This window comes from Cytobacillus sp. OWB-43 (assembly GCF_034651445.1).
GTDB lineage: Bacteria > Bacillota > Bacilli > Bacillales > Cytobacillaceae > Cytobacillus > Cytobacillus kochii.
The window spans coordinates 275822-297601 of the sequence record NZ_JAYEFF010000001.1 but is presented as its reverse complement, the minus strand read 5'-3'; the positions used below and the strand labels follow the sequence as shown (position 1 = coordinate 297601).

Sequence of the window (21780 nt, the reverse complement as noted above, 5' to 3'; positions counted from 1 at the left end):
GATTTTGCCGTCTAAAGTAGGCCAACTACTACTATTCTATTTTCGCCCACATTTCTGGTGGATTTACTTCATAGATCCCATTCTCGCGATACATATATTGATTCGTAATAAATTCCCTTCTAATCGTGGCAAAGTCATCATGAAAATTTTTAATATATTCATTTATCTCTTTCTCTTCATATTTCACACCTTTTTTCAACCCTTTTACCATATGTTCAAAAATGATAAGCTTTTTCTTTCTTTGAGCAGGAATAGATTTTAATTTTCCATCAGTTTGAATAAAAGCGTCTAGTACTTTCTTTCTATATGCGTTGTCTTGCTCCATTTCTTCTAACTCCTCCTTTTGGCTAATGATTTTCTCTAATGTAACAGCTTGATGAAGAATAATCTTTTCGTTTAAATAATAATAGACCGTATTTTTTTCTCTTCTTGTATAAACTAAATTAATATCCCTTAATTTATGAAGGTGATGTGTAATCGTTGGTGGTGTTAATCCTAACTTTCCTGCTATTGCTTGTCCGTGTAATGGCCCTTTTGATAACAAATAAACAATTCTTATTCTCGTTGGATCGCCCATGGTTTTATGAAAAGCAACAATGCGGTTTAATTGCATAATCCTTCACTCCTTTTCTTAACAACAGTTATGAATAAATCCATTTTAACATATATCTAATTAGATATATATCTAATTTTGAAACATAAATTACATTCTTCCTACTTATATTTTTAAAAAAATTAATTATTCATAGGAAGAATAATATGAAAAGTTGTTCCTACTCCCTCACTACTTTCCACTTGTACTGCCCCATTATGTTCATCAACAATCTTATATGAAACCATTAATCCAAGACCATTTCCCCTTTCTTTTGTAGTATAAAATGGCTGTCCTAGCTTTTCTAACTTATCCTGTGGTATTCCTCCACCTTCATCCTGAATTGAAATTCTTACAGTTTGATCCTCAAGACGTTTAATGGTAATTGTGATATATCCACCATCCGGCATTACTTCAATTGCATTCTTTATAATATTTATAAAAACTTTTTTTAGTTGGTTTCCTTCGCACATCATTTTTGGTAAACCATATTCATAATAAGTACGGAATTGGATATTATTCAGTAGGGCCTGAGCATTTAATAACTTAACCGTTTCGCGCATAATGTTAATTATGTCATTCTCCATATATCTCACGGCCTGTGGTTTTGCTAAAAAAAGAAATTCATTAATAATAGAATCGATTCTTGCGAGTTCCGTTGAAATAATATTAAAATACATATCATGATCAGATTCTTTTTTTAATGAGTTCTCAAGCAATTGTATAAATCCTTTTACTGCAGTCATTGGATTGCGCACCTCATGAGCAATACCTGCAGCAAGTTGTCCTAATACATTCAGTGTATCAGACTTTCTTAATCTTTCTTCCATTTCGACTTTATCCGTTATATCCTTAAATGTAGAAATTGTAAACTCTGAAAACAAATTATAGTTGACTAAATACTCAAATAATTTATTTTCATTTCCCTTACCTTGTAGTTGTATCCTTCCTTCATAAGAACCGTTCATTGTTATTTGTGTGATGATCTCTCTCATTTCATCTAAATTCCCAGAAAATCTAGCCATCATATGTTTTAACGACTTTCCGATTAATTCTTCACGACTTGCCCCTAAAATTTTCTCTCCAGAAGGGTTAACGTCTTGTACCACTCCCTCGTTATCCCATAAAATGATACCTTCAAGTGTACCCTCGAATACTCTTCTAAACTTCAATTCACTCTTTCTTAACTCTTGTTCCATTTGGTTTCGCTCACTCACATTACGAAAAATACCCATATGAAAACCAGTGTAAGATTGTAATTTCATTGTAAATTCTAAAATCTTAGATTGTCCGTTAGGCATAAAGAATAGAATTTCATCTCTTATTGCCCCTCTTTTATATAATACATTTAGGATTTCCTTGTACTTTTTATCTTTATCGACAACAAAATCTTCAATCTTACATTTTGTAATTTCATTATATGAAGTTTCAAATATTCGACACGCTGATTCATTCGCATGTACAATATTACCACCATCCTCCCATAGGATGATTCCATCTATGGCTTCCATAAAGAGCTCTGAATAGATTCCTTCATCATTTGAGAGCTTTTCTAACAACTTTTGTCTTTCAAAAGAACTATTCGATGTTGGCAAACTACCTTACCCCCTAAAACAAATTATTCTACCACGAGGTTATTCTACAAAAATCGCCATAATCCTTTTTATTCATAATAAAAAAACAAGTACCCGCTTAAACTAGCAGAATACTTGTTTTCCCCATTATAGTTTAAATTTTTCTATAAGTTTACTTAATGTATTAGCCATTTCAACTAACTTTTGTACATATAGCTGGATGTTTTCCATTGAATCATTTGTATGTGTAACAGAATTACTCGTCTCTTCTACTGCAGCTGCTGATTGTTGAGAAACCGCAGCAATATTTTCTATAGATTCGCTCATCCCAACTGAATTATCTAGCATTTCTACCATACTTGATGAAATATGTTCGATATCTCCATGGATATCAGTGATGGCAGTTGATATACTTTGGAAGGTATTGGCTGTTTGATGAATTTTATTACTACCAATCTCTACTTGCTCATAGCCGGCTTGTAACGATTCTACGACTCCAACAGACTCTGACTGAATTTTATTGACGATTGAAGTGATATCACTTATTGAATAGGAGACTTTTTCAGCAAGTTTTCTTACTTCCTCCGCAACAACAGCAAAGCCCTTGCCATGCTCTCCTGCTCTCGCAGCTTCAATCGCCGCATTTAATGCCAATAAATTCGTTTGGTTAGCGATTTCATGTATCACAGATATTAACTTATTTACTTGTTTCGTTTCTTGATCTAACCCTTTCACTCGATGCATCGAATCATTAATTATTTCATCTATCCTATTCATTTGCTCTTTAGAATTTTCCATCAATTCATTTCCTGCTAATGTCATATTCTTCACATTTGAGGCTGCTTCACGCATAGAAACACTTTTCGTTTCTGCATTCTCCACTTTAAATAAGTAATCTTCCATAATTTTTGATAAATCCGCACTTGCACTTGCTTGCTCTTCTGCTCCTCCCGATAATTCCTCCATTGTCGCCGATATTTCTTGACTAGCAGCTGCGACTTCAGATGAAACGGCACCAAGGTGAACACTTCTCTCATTTAAACTTTGTGAAACTGTAAGCATTTCTTGAATCATTTGGCGCAACTGGTGTTTCATTTGGTTAAAAGCGTCTGCGATTTCTGTAATTTCATCCTGATTATTCGAATGAATATCACTAGCTTTTAAGTTTCCTTTTGTTATTTCCTTTGAAGCTGTCACAACCTTTGTAAGACGATAAGCTAATTGTTTATTCACGATTTTATGACTAAAAAATCCGAAAATTGCTGATAGTACTAGTGACAGTACTAAGATAACAATTGAAACGATCATCATCCAACTCGCTTGGTTAATGGCAGATTCCTGCTCTTCCTTAATAATAGATGTTAGTTCATCTAATGTATTCATTGTTTGCTCGATGTAATTATCCACCTGCAACTTCCCTAAGCGGTATTCACGTACATGTTGTAACTTCACATTTGGTGCGATTTCATCATAAAATAATTGATTTACTTCTTTATCATATTCATTGATTTTAACAAACATTTCCTGTGCTGTTTCCGATTGGATCATTGCTTGTATTTCTTGTTGTTTATTCTTTATGTCTGTTTCTAAATCTTCATATGTATTTAAATGTTTTGGATTAGAATCAATAATATAATTCCCAATTGTCCCGCCTTTTAAGTAGAAATCTGTGCCTATATCAGCGATTTCTAGCGCTCTTTCACTTGCCTTCTCTGCTTCATTAAGTTTAAAGGTACTGTAGACAAGCATAATAAAAGACAAAATCGTTGATATAGTGAATACGCCTAAAGTAAGCCACAAAGCTACCCCATACTTTTGACCGATTTTTAACTTTCTCCATTTATCTGACTTGGACACCCGTATTAACATCGCATTTAAAAAGGGGATGCTACTTTGTTTTAAACGCCATTTTTTCAGTAATTTCAATATAATTCCTCCTTTTAAAAAAATGTATCCCTTCTAACAATAATGATTCTATTATACTAGATTCTGCTAACATTATAATCGATAAAAAGGGGATATTGAAGTAGTATTTTAACTAAAAATAGTTATATATACCTATACATTTCAATGCCATATTACCTTTACATGTCCATGTTTTGGATTTTTATCCACTCGTTCACATGTTTGAATTGATTTATTTTCTTACATAATGGGTATATAATAAGTGATGTTTTAGGGGGTCTTTAATAAAGGAGGATTTATGAGACAGCGTGATTACTTTTTTGATAACGCAAAGTTTATTCTTATTTTCTTTGTGGTATTCGGACATTTGATTCGCTCTTTTATTGAAGATAGTGAAACAATTTATACGCTTTACAAAGTGATTTATACATTTCATATGCCTGCATTTATATTAGTTTCAGGCTTTTTTGCAAAAGGGTATTATCAAAAGGGATATATTCAAAAAATAGCTAAAAAATTGATTTTGCCATACCTTATTTTCCAACTAATCTATTCGGTCTTTTATTATTTCTTACATCAAGGTGCAGCCTTTAACGTGGATCCGCTTAATCCACATTGGTCGCTATGGTTCTTAATTTCTTTATTTTTCTGGCATCTATTGTTATTGATATTTGCCAAATTCAAACCTAGTGTAGCCATTATCCTCTCTTTTGCGATTGGGCTAGCTGTAGGATATGCTGATTGGGTTACAAACTATTTGAGCTTATCTAGAACTTTTGTGTTTTTCCCATTCTTCTTACTAGGTTATTTAATGAAGAAAGAGCATTTCCAAGTTTTATTTAGACCATCGGTTCGCATCGGTGCGATTGGTATTTTTGTAGCTGTCTTTGTGTTATTCTACTTTAATCCAAACATCAACTATGAATGGTTACTTGGGTCAAAGCCATATTCCGTCGTTGATGATGCATCTATTTCGTCCATGTTAACTAGATTAGGTTTCTATTTACTCAGTTTGATGATGATGGCATGTTTCTTTGCCTTTGTGCCTAATAGACATTATTCATTTACAAAGCTAGGTAAAAACACATTATACGTTTATCTTCTTCACGGGTTTTTCGTACGAGTATTTAGAGAAAGTGAAGTGCAGGATTTCTTCAATGATGCAAGAAGTTTTCTCTTGTTAGCAGGACTCGCCTTAGTGCTTACTTTGCTATTATCAAGCAAATGGGTCACCGCAGTGACTCAGCCGCTGATTGAGTTAAGCACTGCACGGTTTAAACAACTAAAGAGACAGATTAGAACGATCTTTCGATATTATCGTAGAAAATACCGAATTGGTTAAATAGGTAAGGCAGTAGTTACAGTGCTATGTAACTACTGCCTTTTATAATTTATACATCTATGGGCGCTCTTTCCCCATTATTTTAAAACCATAAAAATCATTAAAAATTTTCAAAGGCTTTATTATTGACCGTTTATTTATATAGGTATATAATTTTATATTGTCAAAAGAAAAAAACAATATATGTCCCAGTAGCTCAGCAGGATAGAGCAACAGCCTCCTAAGCTGTAGGTCGTAGGTTCGATTCCTATCTGGGACGCTAATTATAAAAGGTCGATAACCCTTGGTATTAAAGGGGGTTATCGACCTTTTATTTTTAATTTCCATTTCTTACATTCCAGTAAAAAATAATAGTTAGGGTCGGAATGAATTTTTTAATATTTTTATTCAAATAATGTCCCTTCCTACTTACTTATTTATATGTAAACCTAGCTTAGCTCAATCAATCGATTATTTGTTTAATATACAGTGGTCATTAATATCATTTTTACTTCTTTAGGTTTTAAATCCAATCTTTCACATTTGATTAACATAAGATACAAAGTCAGCTGGCAATTAGATTTGAAAGGAAGTTTGATATTTATGGCTATAACTGTTCCTGTTCCAGGTTTAGGTGATGTTATTGTTCTTACCTCAGGTGGTGAAACTGCTGAATCAAGCTGTACATTTCCAGGTTCTGGAGCACCTGCACTAAAAGAATATCAAGTAGAGCAAGGTCAACTTTATATCATTGGGTGTAATAGTTTCCCATTAGGTGGAGGTACTGTTGCTTATATTTTAGATGCCCAAGATATTAATATACCAGATTTAATCAATGCAATATTAGGACTTGCTATTGTTCAGGATAGCGGCGGAAAGGTAAATAGATTCACTGCCATTTAATTTTCGATCCAGAGGGGTACAAGCCCTCTGGATTTACCCCAGCTACCTTTTGTTAATTTACGGCATCACCTAATCAACTTTAATCCATGTTAGCAAACTTTTCTATTGGTAGCATTTCCTAACGAAGCATTGCTATTTTTTTTCATATCTGCAAGCATTTTGTTAGAATCAGCATGTTTTTATGGGTTCTCCGACTTAATGAAAACGAATAAGATCCTCCTACGTTTTTATGTTCGAGTACTATATATTGCTAATAAGTCCTCTCTAATCAATTGAGCGCAACTTTAGTTTATTTATTTCATGGTACATTTTCTTATATTCTCATTACGCACATAGTTATTTAACTTTTGGAGATAATTTAGATTAAATAACTAAAGATTACGGAGGGATGATCATTGCCTAACGCTTTTCAAGCAGTTATAAATTACATAAAATCAACATCGATAGAAGATGATCCTAAACAAAATCCACATATAGGAGAAGCCATGGGGTGTTGGTTGTACTACACTTCAATTGCTGAAGAAATTCCTGCATTAGAAACTTGTTTAAATACAACTACTGATAAAGAGTTATTAGATTTATTAACTGAATCGAAAAGATTAGCTGAACACCAAAAAAGAACTTTAGAAAATTTTATGATAAATGAAGGTATCCCTCTTTCAAATACAGCTCAATCGAAGCCTAACTCTGATCCGAATAACATTCCATTAGGTGTTAAATCTACAAATGATGAAATTGCAAATTTAATTAGTATTAAAATCGCTTCAAATATCATGATGTGTTCAACTAACATGACTCAATCAATTAGAAACGATATTGGACTTATGTGGGCTAGATTTTATGCAGAAAAAATGATATTTAGTATGAATCTTAAAAACACAATGCACAAAAGAGGCTGGCTAAAAATTCCCCCTTACTTTCATCCTCCCGGAGCACCTAGACCCTGATCTTGGTGCTCATTTTGATAAAAGAATTCTTTAGATGTATGTACCCCTTTGTTTGCAATAATCTACAAAGTTCTTACTTTATATTCCTTTGTTCATTTAATTCAGGCAAATTCAGCAGTTGAAAGAATGTTTCATCAAAATTTAATACCTTAAAAATGTTCTTGGTCAGTAACTATAATGACATCCACTTCATAAATATCCTTGCCGTTATTGTCTTTTATTCCTATATAAACAGACTGTTTATTTAAATTTAATAAAAACACTGCGATTAATTTGGTCATCTAAATAAATTTGCGACTAAAAATCTTCTTAATAAACACTACTATTTTAATCGGCACTATCCACTTCATAAATTTCTAATTATGTATCAAATTTCCTTTCGATTACCTTATTTTATCATTTCACAAAAAACACAAAATAGATTATCATTACATTATCACATATTAGTACCAGGTATAAAAGGAGTAAAACGTTTATGATGTTTCCAACAATTGTAAGTAAACAAGATAATGTAGTTCATATTGTTAAAAATCAAAAAAAGACGGAATGTGGTTTTACTTATCACCACTTTACAATAGTTAATCGTTCAGATTTAAGGCGGATAAAGTTTATTAGTAAAGATTCCATCACTTGTGCCATGTGCTTACAACATTACCTTAACCAAAAATAATTAATTCTTTCATTTATGAATGGTGCCAAATTAACTAGTGCAACCTAATTAACATGGAGGTGCCTTTAATGAGTGATATTGAAAAATCTCGAAAAATTGGCCAAAAACAATATGAAATGGATCCAATGGATCAAGGTTTAAACCTTTTCTCCATGATGATCAATCAGGCTACTGGAATTGATAAAGGAAATGATGGGATTATTGAAGAAGAAAAAAACAATCGTAAAGAATAAAAAAATGGCTATAGATATTATACTTTTGATGAGTATATGTCTATAGCCATTTTTTTATATTATTTATAACAATACTACCCATGTAATGATGCTCTCCTTGTGCGTGAGGTGACCTTCTGTTTCTTCAAGAAAAAGATGAGCTTTTCTTGATGATGCATGGACTTCGAAAATAGTCGGTGAAACAACCACTCAGGAATATCACCTTCTAAAAAGTAATTTATACCAACAAACCAAAAGCGGTGCCACTGTATAATCGCTGCGATTAACATCTTATCACTCCTCCTTTGATAGGTTAATCATAACTTACCAATTTAAAGACAATATGAAGTCAATGTTAAAACTTATTAATTTTTGACTTTAGGATTTTAATAAAAATTATGATAAAATAAAATGTATTGCCTAGAAAACTGTCAAATGAAAACGTTAGTCAAAGATAAGAAGCTGTTAGGTATTTATGCCTCGACCGCTTTTCTTAATGCATATAAAAGGAGAAAAAAATGAAAGTCATTGCGTCAACATTAAACGCTAAATATATTCATACTAACCTTGCCATACGGTATTTAAAAGCATTTGCTGAGCCTGATTTCAACGTTGAACTAGCTGAATATACAATTAAAGACCCAGTTATGAATATTGTTACTGATTTAATTAATAAGCAACCAGATGTCATAGGTTTCAGTTGTTATATATGGAATATTGAAGAAACAATTAAAGTCATTCGTATGATCAAAAAAATAAATGCGGAAGTAATAATTATACTTGGTGGACCAGAAGTGACCTATGATGTCCCTGAATGGTTAGAGAATGTTTCAGAGATTGATTTTATCGCTGTAGGTGAAGGTGAAGAAACTTTTACACAGCTACTTCATCAAATAGATGGTGAAAAGGATTGGCGCAAAGTGAACGGCATTGCTTATCTTGAAGATGGCAAATTGCATGTTAATCCACAAAACAACAAACTTAACCTTCGTGAACTCCCCTCTCCTTTTCGATTTGAAGAGGATAAGAGGGAACTTGGCAAAAGGGTTACATATATTGAAACGAGTAGGGGCTGCCCTTTTAGTTGTCAATTCTGTCTTTCTTCCATTGAAGTTGGTGTTCGATATTTTGATCGTGAAAAGGTGAAAGAAGATATTCGTTATTTAATGCGAAACGGTGCGAAAACGATTAAATTTGTGGATCGAACATTTAATATTAGTCGGAGTTACGCGTTAGAAATGTTTCAATTTCTTATTGATGAACATATGCCTGGCGTGGTTTTTCAATTCGAAATTACAGCTGATATTATGAGGCCAGAAGTCATTCAATTTCTAAACGATCACGCACCTGCTGGTTTATTCCGGTTTGAAATTGGCGTACAATCAACTAATGATTATACGAATGAATTAGTGAAGCGAAAACAAAACTTTCAGAAGTTGACTCGAACAGTGACAATGGTAAAAGAAGGTGGCAAGATTGATCAGCATCTTGATTTAATTGCTGGTTTGCCTGAGGAGGATTATGCATCATTCAAGAAGACCTTCAATGATGTTTTTGCTCTGCGTCCAGAAGAATTACAACTAGGATTTTTAAAAATGTTGAGGGGTACAGGGTTAAGACAAAGTGCTGCCAATCACCAATATATTTATATGGATCAATCACCTTATGAAATCCTTGGAAACAATGTATTATCATTCCAAGATATTATCCGAATCAAACAAGTAGAAGATGTATTAGAAAAATATTGGAATGACCATCGGATGGATCATACGATTGAATACTTAGTTACAAACATTTTCCCTACCCCTTTTGATTTTTTCCAAGAGTTCGGAAGTTATTGGGAAGGGAAAGGCTGGTCAAGAATTGGCCACCAATTAGAAGATTTATTCCATCGATTATTTTCTTTCTTAGAGGATACAAAAGTGAAAAATTTAGAGGTCATAGAAGGCTTAATGAAATATGATTACCTATCTAATCAAAAATATAAACCTAGAAAACCTTGGTGGCCATCCTCAATTGATAAAAAAGAACGATCTTTGCTTTATCAACATTTTCTGAAAGATCCAAGTTCCGTCAGCAAAGACTTTGCTCAATTACATTTAAACGAAAAAGAACTATATAAGCATTCCATTGTAGAGAAGCTTCCATTTAATCTTGAGAAATATATTCAGACCGGTTTCATTGAAATGGATGAATCTGTGATGGTTGTATATTATGCCAAAGAACAGGCAGCTGTGTTTGCATCATAGAATGAAAAAACAAGCCAGAAAAGTAGTTTGAACTTTTCTGGCTTGTACTTTCATTTCTTATTAACCTTGCCTTTTTTACTTGTAACTTCATAAATCTTTGAAGCGTTCAAATCGCCAAACTCCATCCCGAACTCAACATTCACTTGAGGAGGCTGTTTCTGTTTCCGCTCATTTTTCAACTGGTACATTTAACTTCTCCCTTTTCTTCCTTGTTTTGAATTGCGGTTGGCACCTTTATTTACATTTTCACCACTAGTAAATTCAGCTGAAAATTCAACATCTTCTTGATTGGCTTTTGGTGTCTTACTATATTTTTCAACAGCACGATGGCTAGCTTTTCTCTTCATTTTCTGACTCCTCCTTCATATTTCGTAAGAACAAACATATTTTCCGCCTAATTTAGGGTCATTATGCTTACCTTTTATTTCTTCATGTTCAATCTCATAAACGATTAAACAGAAGAGAAAGATAAAAAGAGGAGTGATAATAAGTGAAAAGAAAAAACAAGCAAGAGCGAAGCGAAATAGAAAGTTTACCACATCAAATTTCTTCACCTGACTTTCGAAAAAGTCATAAGAAGCTACAACCACCTTTTGTAAACGAATTTGGGGTAACAATTGGGGATAGTAATTATGTATCAGAGCAGTCTCCACTTGAGAATTGGAGTGATGACGTAGACCCAGCTGTGATGGCTGGAGACAAATGGGTTCATCCAACAAATGATATTGGTTTTAATACCCCTGAGAATCGCGCACTTATAGAAGAAAAAGAATTACCGGATGCTCCCTTCTCTCACCCAACAAAAGATGTAGGTTATAAAGCAGATTAGAAAACCAAGCTCTTTATTAAGCTTGGTTTTCATATCAACCTAATTATCCAATAATAATTCTTTCCTTTGGATAATGATAATGTGGCTTTTCTTCTTTACCACCTATGATATATAAAAATGAGGTTAAGCCTATTCTACCGACAAACATTAGTATCATAATGACAATTTTTCCAGTATTACTTAAATCAGCTGTTATCCCCATGGAAAGACCAGTCGTTCCAAAAGCAGAGCAAACTTCAAATATTATGGAAATAAGTGATAAATGTGTATTGGTAATGCTAATCAACACCACTGCTACAAAGCATAAAAGCGTGGCTAAAATTGTAATAACCAAAGATTTCAATATATCATCTTGATGAATTTCTCTGCGGAAGATTTTCACATGTTTATTTCCTTTGGCAAAATTCCAGATAAATAAAATATTTAAGGCAAAGGTAGTTGTCCGTATACCTCCACCAACAGAGCTCGGTGAAGCACCAATAAACATCATAATACTCATAATCAAGAGGGTTGGTAAAGTAAATTCACTAACATCCATTGTTGCTAACCCACCACTTCTCGTCGTCGCTGACTGAAATAGTGCATAAAAGAAACTTTCATGCCATGATAGCCCTTTAAAAAAATGCTGAAACTCCATAACTAAAATAATAATTGTTCCAAAAACGAGTAAAAAAGCGTATGTAACGGTTGTTACTTTAGTAAATAAAGAAAAACGATACGGGAGAGAGTTTTCCCATTTACGTTTTAATAGAAAAGCTTTGACTTCGATTAAAACAGGAAAACCAATTGCCCCTAAAGAGATTAAAATGATTGTAATAAACTGCACGAAATAATCATGGGCATATGGAATCATTGATGAACCTGTTATATCTAACCCTCCATTTGTTGTTGCACTTACAGAGGCAAATAATCCGTGGAGAAAAGCTTCGTCCCACGTAGGATAATACTTTAAAAAATGAAAGCCAAGTATAAACATTCCTATTACTTCGATAAGAATCATTAATTTAATTATTTCTTTCACTAGTTGAACAAGCCCAGAAAGCGCATACTGATTGTGATCAACCATAATTAGTTTTCTACTCTTCAATCCAATTTTCTTACCTAACAACATCCAAAAGAATGTACCTAATGCCATAATACCAATTCCACCAAATTGCATAATAATCATAATCACAAAATAACCAAAAACACTATAGGTTTGTGATAAATCAACAACGGTTAACCCCGTTACGCTAACAGCAGTTACAGCAGTAAATACAGTATCTATAAAGCTAACTTCTACACCTTTTTGATTCACACCTGGTAAATAGAGGAGTCCTACAGAAATTGAAATCGACAAGAAATAATATGCAGTGATTATTTGTGCTGGCGAACGCCTATTTATCCAGTCTTTTAAATCTTTTAACAAACGTTTTTCACCTCAACTAAACTCAATTACACTCTATAATAATATAATCTACCCCTGTTTTGAAAGCTAATTATTCTTTCTTTGCCAAAACAAGGATACAAACAGCTAATTTACCACTCATGAAATAAACGCAATACATCATAATACAAATACAGTGATATCAATTACTGTAAATTATCTTTAGGAGATGTGTAATCATGCCAAAGAATAGTAATAAACTTTTAGTACCGGGAATTGAACAATATTTAGATCAAGTTAAATATGAAATTGCTCAAGAGTTTGGCGTACAGTTAGGTTCGGATACTGTTTCCAGATCTAACGGTTCAGTTGGAGGAGAAATTACAAAAAGATTAGTCCAACAAGCTCAAGCAGAACTTTCTGGAAAACAAAAATAACATGGCAAAAGTCCGAGGTTCAACTCGGACTTTTTATTATACCCATAAATCTTGCAATTATGGTGATTCTTTATTATATTTTTTCCTTTCATTATGTTTATCCCTTTTTTCATTATTGTGCTTGTCTTGATTATGCCTATTATGCCATTCATCGTCGTCATGAACATCGGAATTATCGGTATCATTTTGTTCTTTCTCATCATCGTCATCATCATCATTTTTATTTTTATGTTTTCCTTTAAATTTTTTATTTTCAATCTCCTTATTAGTGACAGCCGAAGAGTCATTGTGTTCATCATCAATATGCTTCTTATAACGAAACTTCTTCTCTTCAACCTCATTATTTGGTATTGATTCATTTGTCTCTATATTTGGATCGATAGCTTCATTATCATCAGAAGTGGGCACTGTCCCCTTCTCTTCCTTCACTTCTATGGATGTTTCCTTTTCTTTTTTTATTTCACTTTCTTTGTTATCTTCCTTACTTTCTTCTTTATCACTTGCAGTCTTTTTTTCTTCCTCAGATTCATTTACATCCGATTTTGCGGTATTGTCATATTCAGTCTTCTCGTTCAACTCCATGTATGCCCCTAGAGTAAGTCCTTTTTCTTGAGCTAACTCTCGTTCTGTTTTAGAGCCTTCAATTAAATGCAAACTTACATCTTCTTCATTTAATTCCCTTGTAACAAAGTCAGTATGTTTCCTTAATCTTTCTTCTTTAAAATATTGATCTGACATGACAACTGTGGCGAACGTTAATTCTTTTCCTTTTTGCATATAACCCTGACTCTTACAAATTAAAAGGATATCTGAAAATATGGTATCAAACTGTTTATTTTTCCAATCCGATATCTCTTGAATGATTTTTTTTCCATCTGCATTGTAACCCTTCAATTGAATCACTTCGAATTGTTCATTTACGGCTAGTTCAATACTTGGATTAATATCAATGGTCATATAAGCGTAGATTGTCTGTTCAGAATGATTAGGCCATAAGGATAAGCCTAAAAAGGAAAGAATAAATACAGCAGCAATCATAATCATTTTTACATATTTCGGTTTTTTAACAGATTCTACCTTATGGTTTTTCATCACAGGCTCAAACTCAATCTCTTGACCTATTTCATATATTGCTTCGTATTTATAACTAAAATAAAATTCTCCTTCATTTGTTAAAAGTGTTAAGAAACGTTCATCAATAGCGACAATCACTCCTCTTTTCACGTTTCTAACACCCCTTTCAAATAATCCTTTAAATAGACAAAGTCATTACATAGAACTAATGTCATTGCAATAATGTATTTACGATTTCTTTCTATTGTTTTTCTACTTACTTTTATTCTTGATTCCATATGCTTGATGGGTAATTTTTTGGTGGAATATAACAGGTCTTTCAACATCACATCATTGGCAATTAATTGGGCAATTTCAATAGCTGTCCTTCTTGCATCGGCATGTTTTGGCGAGCATTTTACAATCTCTTTGAAACTAATACCAAAATGAGATAAATCATTCGTGAACTTAATTATTTCTTCCTTCCTTGCCTGTTGATCTTGTATTTCTAAGTAGCCCCTTATCGATATTTCTGATTCTATTAATGCACTGGCTTGCTCATTCGAACCATCCTCATAGTGATGGCTTGCATCTAAACTAAGGTTCTGATGTTTCGATTGCTGTCTAATATAATCAATCACTCTTCGTTTAATAACAACCTCAGCAAAAGAAACGAAACTTGTCCCTTTTGCTCGATTATAATTATTAATAGCATCATTAAAAGCGATTAAACCCACGCTAAATTCATCATCGGAATCATATATAAATCTCCTGCAAACTAAAGATACCGACTTTGCTACAAAAGGTTTAAATTTATTTATAAACACATCTCTTAATTGTCGATCACCATTTTGAATTGCAAAAACTTCTTCTTCAATGGTTTTATGTTGTGTCTTCAAGCCTCTAAACAGTGATTTAATCATGCATTCACCTCTTTATTCACCCAAATTATAACACAGGAAATTTAGATGAATTGAGCATGAAGACTTGCCACAAACTTTATTAACCTATCTTTACAAATATACGGGTAAAATTAGAAAATTATAGGGGTAAAGAATATTTTTATACCACATTCACTACAATATAATGACAAAAGTTGTGCAACTTTCATACTTGTGAAATATAACTAAAAAAATGTTATCAAAAATTAAAATATATCAAAACGTCATCAAAATCTAAGACAACTTTCACTAAAATAATGGGAAAGCGAGAATATTTTATGAACTTATTTCAATAATTTTACATCCCTTTTATAAAAAAATAAAAAAGCCAATTTTCTCTTCATCTATTAGAAATCTAGAAGAGAAAATGGCTTATATTATACAAATTGAATGATTACTGCTTCTTCATTGTCCAACCTGTCCAACCATATAAAATAGTCATTAATGGACTTATTAAGCAAAATAAGGCAAATGGCAAGTAGGTTAATGTATTAACATCTAGCACTGTCGTTAGAAAGATTCCACAAACACTCCACGGTACAAGAGGATTAACCACTGTACCAGCGTCCTCTAAAACCCTGGATAAATATCGAGGATGCAAGTTCGCTTTACTAAAAGAGTCTTTATAAGCGTTACCTGTTAATAGGATAGATAAATACTGCTCACCTACAATAAAATTGATACCAACTGCCGTTGAAGCTGTTGCTGAAATTAATGGGCCACGTTTAGATAAGTAGTCAGTAATCCCACGAATAAGTGCTGCTAATATCCCTAATTTAATAAATAACCCTCCCATTGCTAAAGCCAATAGGACCAGTGAAATAGAGAAAAACATACTTTCCATTCCACCTCTAGTTAATAATGAGTCGATATCCTCAATCCCACTATTTGATGTATAACCACTAAATAAAATAGTAATAAGCTTAGCTAAATTCATTTCATTTTGCACAAAGAATGAAACAATAATTGCCGTAACGATTGAAGCTGCTAATGTAATTAAAGCAGGTATTTTCTTTATCGCTAGTACAACTAATACAAGAAAAGGTATGATTGCATACCATTTCACCAACCCTAGCGCTAATAAACCTTCCTGCATCTCATTAATTTTTACTAAGCTGGCTTCTTCCATTCCCTTCGGTGAAATTAGGAAAAAAATAATAAAGGATAAGATAAATACAGGAATTGTTGTCATACTCATTGTTTTAATATGATCAAATAAATCAACCCCAACTGTCATGGATGCTAAATTAGTTGTATCAGACAGTGGAGACATTTTATCTCCAAAAAATGCTCCTGAGATAATTGCACCTGCAGTAATAGCCGGGTTTAAATCTAATGCACCACTCAATCCCATAAATGCAACACCAATAGTCGCTGCTGTTGTTAATGAACTGCCAATACTCATACCAATAATAGCGGTAACAACAAAACTAATGGCATAAAAATAATTCGGTCCTACAATATCTAAAGAATAATAAATGAACGTTGGAATTGTCCCGCTTGCCATCCAACTACTTATTAACATACCAATAAAAAAGAATAAAAATGTAGCGCCAAGCCCTGACTTTGTCCCATCCATAATGCCTTGTTCTATTTCTCTATACTTAACGCCTTTACATAATCCATAAATAATTAAAATGATCATCGATAATACAATGGGAATATGTGGTGGTGCCTCAAGGGCAATCATACAATAACTTATACCACTAAGGAGAATGATTGTGATAAGTATAGCTTCCCATGTTTTTACTTTGATGCTTGGTTCTTGTTGCATAATAAATTAACCTCCAATATTTCTAAAAGCGTAAAAAAAGAGCTCATAAATCCCTTATTTAGGGACGAATGATCTCCGCGGTACCACCCTAATTGACAAGACACCACACTTGTCCACTTCATCTATTTTAACCTTTATAGGTAGGTGTAATTCGAAAAATTTATGACCTGAACTTTCACCAACCATTCAGTCTCTTTAGCTGTTCATAAATCCTCTACTGGCACTACCGGTTAAATTATATAAAAACTAATAATACTATTTTACTTAAACGCTTTTATGCACTAAAGTATTTTTGTAACGTATTTATACTATAATCTGTATTTCATTTACTGTCAATCATTATTTTCATATAAATAATTTGACCTTAGCCTATACTTTACGGACAACTACGGTTGCTAAAACTCGTCTGTGGATCAACCTTCTTCTTTAAAAAGCAAGATGATGTTCGTGCCAAACATGTCAGCCTTGTACGTTGATTGCTAAAATTAAAGATGCATATTAAAAGCACGCACAAAAATTGTGCGTGCCTGTAATTATACTTATTGTTGCTGCTGATCCATCGGATTATATAATGGTACATCTGGATTTTTATCTTGGAACCATCTAAGAGCAAAGTCATTTTCAAATAGAAACACTTGATGTTCATATCGGTCCTTCACAAGTAAACTACGTGAGCTAGAAAGGTTATCGTAATTGTCCTCACCTTCAACCCATCTTGCAATTTTAGAGCCTAACCTCTCCATTAATACTTCCGTGTTATATTCGTTTTTCATACGATGTTCAAATACTTCAAATTGTAATTGTCCAACTGCTCCGAGTAAATACTCATCTGTTTTCACAGTTTTAAAGAGCTGAATAGCTCCCTCTTGCACTAGCTGTTGAATCCCTTTATGAAAATGTTTTTGCTTCATTACATTCTTTGCTGTCACTCGAACAAATAATTCAGGGGTGAACTGAGGTAATTTTTCAAACTGGAAACCATTTTTATCACTTGTTAATGTGTCACCAATCTGATATGTTCCTGGATCATAAATCCCAATGATATCGCCACTTACAGCTTCGTTAACAGTACTACGATCATCTGCCATAAATTGTGTCGATTGTGCTAATTTCACTTGTTTACCGAGACGTGGAATATTTACACTCATCCCTCGTTCAAATTTACCTGAACAAATTCTAAGAAAAGCGATTCTATCCCTATGTGCAGGATTCATATTCGCTTGAATTTTAAAGATAAACCCTGAGAAGTCTTCTGTTAAAGGATTGATTTCTCCAACAGTCGATTCTCTTGGTTGAGGAGAAGGAGCAAACTGTAAATAAGATTCCAAAAACGTTTGCACACCAAAATTAGTCAAAGCACTGCCAAAGAAGACAGGTGTTAAATCCCCTGAAGCAATGCGGTCACGCGAAAATTCATTACCCGCTTCATTTAACAACATAATTTCTTCTAACGTTTGTTCATAAAGTCCCGATTGTTTTAGAGAATGTTCTTCGTTAATTTCTCCTTCATCATTCAATTCAAGGAAACGATCCTCTTCATCTACCCTAAATTGTTCAATGCGATTATTAAAACGATCATAAATGCCTAGAAACTCTTTCCCCATTCCTATTGGCCAATTCATCGGATATGATTCAATCCCCATTACTTCTTCTAATTCTGCTAAAAGTTCTAACGGCATCTTACCTTGTCGATCCAATTTATTGATAAATGTAAAAATAGGAATACCTCTCATACGGCAAACTTTAAAGAGTTTTAAAGTCTGATCCTCGATCCCCTTTGCTGAATCAATGATCATTACTGCACTATCCACTGCTGTTAATGTACGATAAGTATCTTCACTGAAATCTTGGTGTCCTGGTGTATCTAAGATATTGATTTTAGCTTGATTATACTCAAACTGCATAACACTAGACGTAACCGAAATACCACGTTGTTTTTCTATTTCCATCCAGTCACTTGTTGCATACTTCCCTGTCTTTTTCCCTTTAACAGTCCCTGCATCACGAATGGCCCCTCCGAATAAAAGAAGCTTTTCTGTTAAGGTTGTTTTCCCAGCATCCGGGTGGGAAATAATTGCAAATGTTCGACGTGATAATACTTCGTCTTTAAATGTACTCATAATAAAATTCCTCACTAACATGTATAAATTCTTATCTGTCGCTACTGCGTACCCTCAATTTTATCCTTGTATTAGAAACTTTGCAATGCGTATTCAATATATGGCATTTTCTTTAAAAAGATAACCAATGAGTTTGCACGTTTTATTCACAATATATAATCCTATTGTCATCCAATATTGTTTTATTACAAACAAAAAAGCTGACATAAGATATGCCAACTTTTAGTTGAAATTACTTCTCTAAATTGTTTTTCTTCTTTTCATTAGAGTCCTCATCATCATTAGCTAAACCTTTAGCAGAGTTTTTAAACTCTTTCAACGTCTCTCCCACTGCTCGTCCAATTTCAGGTAACTTCTTCGGCCCAAAAATAATGAGGGCCAGTACAAGTATAAGAATGAGACCCGGTATACCAATATTTGATAACATAGTATCACTCCTTTATGTAAGACATAACGTAAGGTGATTATTTATATTTCAATTCCCATTATAATTGAACACCAAATAAAGGCAAGTAAATTCCTTATTAACAATCCTTTTTAACACGATAAAAAGAGCCTAATGTGACTGATGTCACCCTTGGCTCCTTATCATTAGTTCATCTTCGTTCAATAAGATAGAAGGGTTTGCTTTACATAGAAAAACGGTGATTACCGATTTCTGTAACAACTTCTCTCGTATTCAACCAAGATTGCGGTACGATTGTTGGATTGTGGAAAAAGACCGTTTCATCTGGCAATGCATGATTTTTCATTGCTTGTTTTACTGCTTTTTTTGCTTCTTTATCTGCAGGCTTATTAATCGAACCATTGTCAACAGGTTGAAATTGCTTATTTTCATAAATAACATCGCGAATGGTATCAGGAAAACGTTCGTCCTGGACTCGATTAATCACAACTTCTGCAACAGCTACCTTTCCTTCAAACGGTTCGCCTTTCGCTTCTGCATGGATAAGTCTTGCTAAAAGATCCTGCTCCTCAGATGTTAACGAAATGTCAGGCTTCTTTTCTTCCTTTACCTTTTCCTCTACTTTAGGAACGATAAGCTTATCACCTTTCTGAACCGTTCGATCTTCTAAATGATTCATTATTGTTAATTCTTCCTCAGACACTTCTAATTGATCAGCAATGGAAGTAATTGTTTCGTCCTCTTTAACCTCATATATATCATAAACATCTAATGTCTCAGCATAAACGCGTAAATCAGCAGATTGGATGAAATGGACTAAAAACAATGTACTTGCTGCAAAGATAACTGCAATCAGTTTCAACATTTTTTCCTCCATTCATATATACATTTAAATCAAAATAACAAAATTAAGACTAACATGGATAGAAAGACTACTTCAAACGCAATGTTTTCCATGGGTAATTAGGATATTTCTCCCAGATTAATTTAGACTAGCATTATAATAAACTTCTACTACAATAATGGTGGAATAAAAACACAAATAAACCAAAATGTAGGGGGGGAAGTAATTGCTGGTTGAGATTTCATCCGTTTTAGATGATGACCCTTTGAACCTGATCTGTCTCATAGCAGCGTAGGGAACATATTTAAAACAATTCATATATTTTTGATATGCGCCCATAGTGAATCCTTTGGGCGTTTTTTATTTCCTTCAAGAAAATAAAAAGGAGGAAATGGAGAGAATCAAACGATTATTGGAGTAAAAAGCGAGGTGATTTAAAAGCGCATATCTTGTCTTCTCTAGAGGAATAAGATATACACTTTTACAATACTGATGACAAAAAATAAGCCATCTATCATAATAGATGGTATTGATCCCCATATGTGTTTTTCCAAATTTTCTTTAATGATTTAATAGCTCTCGTTGTGGTAATTCTCACCTTATCCTCTCTCCAACCTAAAATTTCTGCAGTTTCTTTAATGGTACATTCTTTTATTTTTCTTAACACTAATACATTTCGGTAATTCGTTTTCAAGTGGTTTATTGCCTGATATAACGCATGAACTCCCTCATCCTGAATAAATTGATTTTCTGGAATAGAATGATTTTTTATCCAATCTTTATTTAAATATAACTCATGTTGTAACTTCTGTTGTTTTCTAATAAAATCAATCGTCGTATTTTTAGCAATACTGAATAACCAACTATGAATTTTGTCTGGGTGCTCAATCTGATTTTTTGACATAAAAGCTTTAATAAATGTATCTTGCGTTAGATCTTCCGCTGTTTCTTGTTGCTCAATCATTGAATAAATAAACCTAAAGATTTGATGATGATAAATACGATAGATTTCAATAAATGATTGGCCGTCTGATCCCAACCCCTTTTCATCCTTTCTTTATCTTTCCTACATATTACAATTCCAAAGAAACTTGAATTTTCCTTCTTTTCCTTTTCTAAAAAAAGCGACAAGTTTTTTCTAGAAAATAAGACAAGATTACTTTCAGTTTTAATCGAAACTATTTACCTAATACAAAAAACTTTCCATAACCTCCGTACTAATTTTCCTATACTTTATCTATTTAGTTCCTTTTAAGTGAAACATACCCTGTAACAATTATTTCTACTATTGTATATGCAAAAAAATATTTCTTTTTACCCACCAAATGAACATCAAATCTCTCCCCTCTTACTATCGACCCTATACTTATGAACGCAATCAAAAGACTTATAAAAAATTGTAAGATTTTCCAACACAACTACTAAATACTTAATTTTCTAAAAATTTGATCAATTATCTGTCCTTTTTTTTGAAAACAAGCAAAGAATCGGCAAAAATTCTCATAGCTTTGGTTTCAAATGTACTAATTATTGATTTGTTCGCTATTACGATTAACTCATTTTAAAAAACGAACAAAAAAATTCGACATTTTCCGACAACTTTGAAGCCCTTCGTTAGCTAGAGTGTTAATCATAAG

General features: G+C 33.1%; 22 protein-coding genes, 1 tRNA gene and 1 riboswitch. Of the genes, 9 read left to right on the top strand and 14 right to left on the bottom strand.

Features of this window, described 5'->3' with window-relative positions:
• Window positions 1–31: 31 nt before the first annotated feature.
• The 3 genes from U9M49_RS01560 to U9M49_RS01550 all read right to left on the bottom strand — a co-directional run bounded on the left by U9M49_RS01560 (window position 32) and on the right by U9M49_RS01550 (window position 4092).
• Complete coding sequence (locus U9M49_RS01560; protein WP_224937820.1) at window positions 32–613, bottom strand: metalloregulator ArsR/SmtB family transcription factor; 582 nt, start codon at window positions 611–613, stop codon at window positions 32–34.
• Between the two features lie 122 nt (window positions 614–735).
• Window positions 736–2187, bottom strand: coding sequence for an ATP-binding protein (locus tag U9M49_RS01555; RefSeq protein ID WP_095369723.1), 1452 nt, complete (start codon window positions 2185–2187; stop codon window positions 736–738).
• A gap of 126 nt (window positions 2188–2313) precedes the next feature.
• Window positions 2314–4092, bottom strand: a complete 1779-nt coding sequence (locus tag U9M49_RS01550; RefSeq protein ID WP_095369724.1) for a methyl-accepting chemotaxis protein — start codon at window positions 4090–4092, stop codon at window positions 2314–2316.
• 277 nt (window positions 4093–4369) lie between these two features.
• Here U9M49_RS01550 and U9M49_RS01545 point away from each other — a divergent pair, with 277 nt between their 5' ends.
• The 6 genes from U9M49_RS01545 (at window position 4370) to U9M49_RS01520 (ending at window position 8145) form a co-directional block, all read left to right on the top strand.
• Window positions 4370–5413: an acyltransferase family protein gene (locus U9M49_RS01545; RefSeq protein ID WP_095369725.1), complete on the top strand. Its 1044-nt coding sequence runs from the start codon at window positions 4370–4372 to the stop codon at window positions 5411–5413.
• A 185-nt stretch (window positions 5414–5598) separates the two neighbouring features.
• A tRNA-Arg gene (locus tag U9M49_RS01540) sits at window positions 5599–5672 on the top strand.
• 323 nt (window positions 5673–5995) lie between these two features.
• A complete protein-coding gene (locus tag U9M49_RS01535; RefSeq protein ID WP_095369726.1) occupies window positions 5996–6295 on the top strand; it encodes a hypothetical protein in 300 nt (99 codons plus the stop codon).
• 395 nt (window positions 6296–6690) lie between these two features.
• Window positions 6691–7242 carry a DUF3231 family protein gene (locus U9M49_RS01530; protein WP_307314720.1) on the top strand — a complete coding sequence of 184 codons (552 nt, stop codon included), beginning with the start codon at window positions 6691–6693 and terminating at the stop codon, window positions 7240–7242.
• 475 nt (window positions 7243–7717) lie between these two features.
• A complete protein-coding gene (locus tag U9M49_RS01525) occupies window positions 7718–7912 on the top strand; it encodes a hypothetical protein (RefSeq protein ID WP_095369728.1) in 195 nt (64 codons plus the stop codon).
• A gap of 68 nt (window positions 7913–7980) precedes the next feature.
• Entirely contained in the window at window positions 7981–8145 is a 165-nt protein-coding gene (locus U9M49_RS01520; RefSeq protein WP_180316979.1) for a hypothetical protein, read from the top strand.
• Between the two features lie 74 nt (window positions 8146–8219).
• On the opposite strand, the gene U9M49_RS01515 is transcribed toward U9M49_RS01520, so the two are convergent.
• Complete coding sequence (locus U9M49_RS01515) at window positions 8220–8414, bottom strand: hypothetical protein (RefSeq protein WP_224937811.1); 195 nt, start codon at window positions 8412–8414, stop codon at window positions 8220–8222.
• Between the two features lie 228 nt (window positions 8415–8642).
• Between U9M49_RS01515 and U9M49_RS01510 the strand changes: the two genes are divergently transcribed.
• Window positions 8643–10373, top strand: coding sequence for a B12-binding domain-containing radical SAM protein (locus tag U9M49_RS01510; protein WP_322909192.1), 1731 nt, complete (start codon window positions 8643–8645; stop codon window positions 10371–10373).
• A gap of 50 nt (window positions 10374–10423) precedes the next feature.
• Here the strand turns inward: U9M49_RS01510 and U9M49_RS01505 are convergent, their stop codons facing one another.
• Both U9M49_RS01505 and U9M49_RS01500 read right to left on the bottom strand, forming a co-directional pair.
• Entirely contained in the window at window positions 10424–10561 is a 138-nt protein-coding gene (locus tag U9M49_RS01505) for a hypothetical protein (RefSeq protein WP_322909191.1), read from the bottom strand.
• Entirely contained in the window at window positions 10562–10720 is a 159-nt protein-coding gene (locus U9M49_RS01500) for a hypothetical protein (protein WP_180316980.1), read from the bottom strand. It abuts the gene before it with no gap.
• Between the two features lie 143 nt (window positions 10721–10863).
• Between U9M49_RS01500 and U9M49_RS01495 the strand changes: the two genes are divergently transcribed.
• On the top strand, window positions 10864–11202 hold the full coding sequence (locus U9M49_RS01495) for a DUF3905 domain-containing protein (RefSeq protein WP_322909190.1): 339 nt from the start codon (window positions 10864–10866) through the stop codon (window positions 11200–11202).
• Window positions 11203–11245: 43 nt separating this feature from the next.
• Here U9M49_RS01495 and U9M49_RS01490 read toward each other — a convergent pair whose 3' ends face one another.
• A complete protein-coding gene (locus U9M49_RS01490) occupies window positions 11246–12610 on the bottom strand; it encodes a TrkH family potassium uptake protein (protein WP_307314723.1) in 1365 nt (454 codons plus the stop codon).
• 197 nt (window positions 12611–12807) lie between these two features.
• Here U9M49_RS01490 and U9M49_RS01485 point away from each other — a divergent pair, with 197 nt between their 5' ends.
• Complete coding sequence (locus U9M49_RS01485; RefSeq protein WP_095369732.1) at window positions 12808–13005, top strand: alpha/beta-type small acid-soluble spore protein; 198 nt, start codon at window positions 12808–12810, stop codon at window positions 13003–13005.
• A 57-nt stretch (window positions 13006–13062) separates the two neighbouring features.
• Here the strand turns inward: U9M49_RS01485 and U9M49_RS01480 are convergent, their stop codons facing one another.
• From U9M49_RS01480 to U9M49_RS01450, 7 genes are all read right to left on the bottom strand, one after another.
• Complete coding sequence (locus U9M49_RS01480) at window positions 13063–14229, bottom strand: anti-sigma factor domain-containing protein (protein WP_095369733.1); 1167 nt, start codon at window positions 14227–14229, stop codon at window positions 13063–13065.
• Complete coding sequence (sigI, locus tag U9M49_RS01475) at window positions 14226–14981, bottom strand: RNA polymerase sigma-I factor (RefSeq protein ID WP_095369734.1); 756 nt, start codon at window positions 14979–14981, stop codon at window positions 14226–14228. The genes U9M49_RS01480 and sigI overlap by 4 nt, the downstream gene beginning before the upstream one ends.
• Before the next feature lie 412 nt (window positions 14982–15393).
• Entirely contained in the window at window positions 15394–16773 is a 1380-nt protein-coding gene (nhaC, locus tag U9M49_RS01470) for a Na+/H+ antiporter NhaC (protein ID WP_180316981.1), read from the bottom strand.
• A gap of 539 nt (window positions 16774–17312) precedes the next feature.
• A complete protein-coding gene (locus U9M49_RS01465) occupies window positions 17313–18893 on the bottom strand; it encodes a peptide chain release factor 3 (protein WP_233435266.1) in 1581 nt (526 codons plus the stop codon).
• A gap of 232 nt (window positions 18894–19125) precedes the next feature.
• Window positions 19126–19320 (bottom strand): twin-arginine translocase TatA/TatE family subunit, encoded by a 195-nt coding sequence (locus U9M49_RS01460; RefSeq protein WP_095369736.1) that lies wholly within the window; start codon window positions 19318–19320, stop codon window positions 19126–19128.
• Between the two features lie 202 nt (window positions 19321–19522).
• The gene (locus tag U9M49_RS01455; protein ID WP_180316982.1) at window positions 19523–20164 is read right to left on the bottom strand and encodes a cell wall hydrolase; all 642 of its coding nucleotides are present in this window, start codon (window positions 20162–20164) and stop codon (window positions 19523–19525) included.
• A 181-nt stretch (window positions 20165–20345) separates the two neighbouring features.
• A riboswitch (TPP riboswitch) is annotated at window positions 20346–20458 on the top strand.
• A 199-nt stretch (window positions 20459–20657) separates the two neighbouring features.
• Complete coding sequence (locus U9M49_RS01450) at window positions 20658–21182, bottom strand: sigma-70 family RNA polymerase sigma factor (protein ID WP_322909189.1); 525 nt, start codon at window positions 21180–21182, stop codon at window positions 20658–20660.
• Between the last annotated feature and the right edge of the window lie 598 nt (window positions 21183–21780).